Below are 5,241 nucleotides of genomic sequence, written 5' to 3'. Positions count from 1 at the left end.
CCTCACCGCCCTCGCCCACCCGTCTCGTCGCGGCCCTTGSGGGCCGTCGGCACCAGCAGGACGGCGGTGTCCTCGGCGCCGTCGAGGCAGGCGCGGGCCATGCCGGTCAGGACGGCCTCCGGGCCGATCTCGACGCAGCGGTCGACTCCGGCGGCGCGGAGCGCGTCGACTCCGTCGGCGAAGCGTACGGCCTGGCGGACATGCGTCACCCAGTAGTCGGGGGTGGTCAGTTCGCCGGTCGCGGCGATGCGTCCGGTCACGTTGGAGACGACCGGTATCCGCGGCTCCGCGTACGAGAGACCCGCGAGGACCTCCCGGAACTCCGCGAGCATCGGTTCCATCAGCGGCGAGTGGAAGGCGTGCGAGACGCGCAGTCGGCTGGCTCGGCGTCCCCGCTCCCGGAACGCCTCGGCGACCGCGTCGACGGCCTCCTCGGCGCCCGAGACCACCACCGAGGTGGGCCCGTTGACGGCGGCGACAGCCACTTGTTCGGCCCCGCTGGACGTCAGGAACTCGCCGGACCCGAGGAACTCCAGGAGCTCCGCCTCGGTGGCCTCCACCGCCACCATCGCGCCGCCCGCGGGCAGCGCCTGCATCAGACGGCCACGCGCGGCGACCAGGGCGCAGGCGTCGGCGAGGGAGAGCACTCCGGCGACGTGGGCCGCGGCGACCTCGCCGATGGAGTGACCGGCCACGAAGTCGGGCGTGACGCCCCAGGAGGCGAGCAGCCGGTACAGGGCCACCTCGACGGCGAACAGGGCCGCCTGTGCGTACGCGGTGCCGTCGAGGACCGACGCGTCCTCGCCCCACACCACCTCGCGCAGCGGACGCTCCAGGTGCTCGTCGAGCGCCGCGCACACCGCGTCGAAGGACTCCGCGAACACGGGGAAGTTCTCGTGGAGCGCGCGGCCCATGCCCAGGCGCTGCGAGCCCTGCCCCGAGAACAGGAACGCGGTGGTACCGACGGACCGGGCCGCACCGGTGATGACACCGGGTGCGTCCGTGCCCTCGGCGAGGGCCCGCAGCCCGGCCAGGAGTTCGTCGCGGCCGGTGCCGAGCACGACCGCGCGGGACTCAAGGGCGGTACGGGCGGTGGCCAGCGTGTACGCCGTGTCCAGCGGGCGCTCCTCGGGACGCGCCGATACATGGTCGAGCAGCCGGACGGCCTGCGCGCGCAGCGCCTCGGGGGTCGCCGCGGACACCGTCGACGGCAGGACGGCGGGCGCGGGACGTTCGGCGACGGGACCGGTCCCGTCGGCGGACCGCGACGCCTCCGACGCCGGGGCGGGACCCTGCTCCAGTACGACGTGGGCGTTGGTGCCACTGAGGCCGAACGCGGAGACGCTCGCCCGGCGCGGCCGGCCGGTGACCGGCCACGGGCGTTCCTCGGTGACCAGTTCGGCGCGGCCCTCGGTCCAGTCGACGTGCGGCGAGGGGCGGTCCACGTGCAGGGTGCGCGGCACCGTGCCGTGCTCCATCGCCATGACCATCTTGATGACCCCGGCGACACCGGCGGCGGCCTGGGCGTGCCCGATGTTCGACTTGATGGAGCCGAGCAGCAGCGGCCGGTCCTCGGGGCGGTCCTGACCGTAGGTGGCGAGCAGGGCCTGCGCCTCGATCGGGTCGCCCAGGGTGGTGCCCGTACCGTGCGCCTCGACCACGTCCACCTCGGAGGCGGCGCATCCGGCACCTCGCAGCGCCTGGCGGATCACCCGCTGCTGGGAGGGGCCGTTGGGGGCGGTGAAGCCGTTGGAGGCACCGTCCTGGTTGACGGCCGTGCCCTTGACCACGGCGAGCACCCGGTGTCCGTTGCGGACCGCGTCCGAGAGCCGCTCCACCAGGAGCACGCCGACGCCCTCGGACCAGCCGACACCGTCGGCCGCGCCCGCGAAGGCCTTGCAGCGCCCGTCGGCCGAGAGACCGCGCTGGCGGCTGAACTCGACGAACATGCCGGGCGTCGACATCACGGTGGCGCCACCGGCCACGGCCAGCGAGCACTCGCCCGAGCGCAGCGCCTGCACCGCGAGGTGCAGCGCGACGAGCGAGGAGGAGCAGGCGGTGTCGACGGTGACGGCCGGGCCTTCCCAGCCGTAGGTGTACGAGAGGCGGCCGGACACCACGCTGCCGCCCGCGGTGCCGGAGGGCGAGACGTTGAGCGCGTAGTCGTGGTACATCACACCGGCGAAGACACCGGTCCTGCTGCCCTTGAGCGAGGCCGGGTCGATGCCCGCCCGCTCCAGGGCCTCCCACGAGGTCTCCAGCAGGAGACGCTGCTGCGGGTCCATGTACAGGGCCTCGCGCGGCGAGATACCGAAGAACCCGGGGTCGAACTGCGCCGCGTCGTGCAGGAAGCTGCCCCGGCGCGTGTAGCTCTTGCCCTCCTTGCCGGGCTCCGGGTCGTAGAGGTCTTCCACGTCCCAGCCACGGTCGTCGGGAAGGTCGGAGACCGTGTCGGTGCCGTCCATGACCAGGCGCCACAGTTCCTCGGGGGTGGTCACCCCGCCCGGGTAGCGGCAGGCCATGCCGACGATGGCGATGGGCTCGTCGGCAGCGGGCTGCACGGCACCCGTGGGGACCGCCTCCGCGTCCCGCACGACCTCGCTGCCGCCGAGCCGCGACACGATGTGCTCGGTGACGGCGAGGGCGTTGGGGTGGTCGAAGACCAGGGTCGCCGGAAGACGCAACCCGGTCACATTGTTGAGCTGGTTACGCAACTCGGTCGCGGCCAGCGAGTCGAAGCCCAGCTCCTGGAACGCCCGGTCCGGACCGATCACCTCCGCCGAGCCATGACCAAGCACCGACGCCACGTGCGACCGCACCAACTGCAAGACCGTGCGGTGCCGTTCAGCGGCGGGAAGACCGGCCAGCCGGTGCGCCGACGCTTCGGCACCATGCGCTCCGGCACCCGATCCCGCTGCGGCCGCCATGCGCCGGGCGACCGGAGCCAGGGTGCGCAACAGGGCGGGGACTTCGTCGGTACGGGTGCGCAGCGCGGCGGTGTCCACCCGCAGCGGCACCACCGTGGCCTCGGCCCGGTCGAGCCCTCGCGCGAACAGCGCGAGCCCGGCGTCGTGGGAGAGCACCGGCAGACCCTGCGTAGCCATCCGCCGCCGGTCCACCTCGGACAGGTACTGGCCCAGACCGGCGCCCACATCCCAGAACCCGTACGCCATCGACGTCGCCACCAGACCCTCGGCCCGACGCCGCGCCGCCAACGCGTCCAGGAACACATTCGCCGCCGCGTAATTGCCCTGCCCCGCGGTCAGCACCAGACCACCGGCCGACGAGAACAGCACGAACGCCGCCAACTCCAGCCCGGCCGTCGCCTCATGCAGCCACCACGCCGCATCCGCCTTCGGACCCAGCACACCATCGACCCGCTCCGGCGACAACGCACCGACCAGACCGTTGTCACCCACACCAGCCGCGTGGACAACCGCCAGCAGACCCCGGCTCTCGGCCAGCGAACCCACCAAGCCGTGCACGGCGGCACGGTCGGACATGTCGCAGGAGAGAACCTCGACCGCCGCGCCCATCTCCTCCAGTTCAGCGGCGAGGTGTGCCGCGCCCGGGGCCGCCGGGCCGCGCCGCGAGGTCAGGACCACATCCCGCACCCCACGCTCGGCCACCAGATAACGGGCCACCACAGCACCCAGACCACCCGTACCACCGGTGATCAGGACCGCGCCGGAGCCGTCCAACGGCGGCACGGAGTCAGAGTCAGCAGCGTCCTCTCGTACGCGACCCTCGTCGGGCAGGCGCGTCAGCCTCGGCACCAGTACGGAGCCGCCGCGCACAGCGACCTCGGACTCGCCAGAGACCACCGCCGCCACCGCCGCGTCCAGTTCGGCCGACACATCCGCGCCCGGTCCCAGATCCACCAGGGCGAACCGCCCCGGGTTCTCCGCGAGCGCCGCACGCACCAGACCCCACACCGGAGCCTGCACCACATCACCCGCAAGCGCCGTGCCGTCAGCGTCCGCGTCCACGGGCATCGCACCCCGCGTCACGACCACAAGACGCGACCCCGCGAACCGCTCACCAGCAAGCCACTCCTGCACCACACCCAGCACCCGGTCCAACACCGACCGCACACCACCAGGCACATCCACAGACGCATCCGGCACACCACAGTCCAGCACCACCACACCAGGCGCATCCGCACCGTCAACGGCATCGGCAGTGTCAGCGACATCGGCCCACGACACCCAGCGCGCGTCCGTCGACCCCGCCACACCCGAGGGCACCCAGTCGAAGCCGTACAGCGCGCCGGAGTCGCCCGACGCCGCGCCGAGCTGGTCGGTGGAGACCGGTCGGCCCACCATGGAGCCGACCGTCAGGACCGGCGCGCCGGTGACGTCGGCGACCCGGATGTCCATGCCGCCGTCCTCGGCGGTGGCGATCCGGACGCGCACGGCGGCGGCGCCCACCGCGTGCAGGGAGACACGGTTCCAGGCGAACGGGATCACCGTGCCGCCGTCACCGCCCTCGCCGCCGGAGCGCGCGCTGTCGTTGAGGATCGCGGCGTGCATCGTGGCGTCGAGGAGCGCCGGGTGCAGACCGAACCGGCCCGCCTCCTCCGACGCCCCCTCCGGGAGCGCCACCTCGGCGAAGAGTTCCTCGCCCCGGCGCCACGCCGCACGCAGCCCCTGGAACATGGGCCCGTAGGCGTATCCACGCCCCAGGAAGATGTCGTAGGCGTCTCCCACAGGAATCGTCTCGGCGCCCGGCGGCGGCCACTGGCCCGCCGCGAAGTCGGCCGGGCCGGTGTCCCTCGCCGTATCCGCATCAGTACCCGTCTCCGTATCCGTGAGGAATCCGGTGGCGTGGGTGGCCCAGTCCTGCTGGGTGCCTTCGGGGCGGGAGTAGACGGCGACCGTGCGGCGTTCGCCGGTGCGCGGTCCGACGATGACGCGGACCTGGACGCCGCCGTGTTCGGACAGCACCAGCGGTGCCGCGAGGGTCAGCTCGTCCAGCGTGGCGCAGTCGACGGTGTCGCCCGCGGCCAGGGCCAGTTCCACGAGGACGGCACCCGGCAGCAGCACCCGGCCGAGGACCACGTGGTCGGCGAGCCACGGCTGCGCCTCCACCGACAGCCTGCCCGTGAGCWCCGCGCCACCGGAGTCGGGCAGCGCCACGACCGCGCCGAGGAGCGGGTGGTCGGCGGCGTCGAGTCCGGCGCCTTCGGCCGCCGCGGGCGCTCCGCCGGTCGCGGTGAGCCAGTAGCGCTGACGCTGGAAG

At 73.4% G+C, this 5,241-nt stretch carries 1 protein-coding gene; it reads right to left on the bottom strand.

The genetic code is table 11. The annotated features are described in order from the left end of the window. Positions 1-2: 2 nt before the first annotated feature. On the bottom strand, positions 3-5,241 hold a 5,239-nt coding region (locus tag AB8Z36_RS28630; RefSeq protein ID WP_369216282.1), incomplete at its 5' end, for a type I polyketide synthase.

Source organism: Streptomyces flavofungini (assembly GCF_041028215.1).
GTDB classification, from domain to species: Bacteria; Actinomycetota; Actinomycetes; order Streptomycetales; family Streptomycetaceae; genus Streptomyces; species Streptomyces flavofungini_B.
This window is presented reverse-complemented; position numbering and strand designations above follow the sequence as displayed.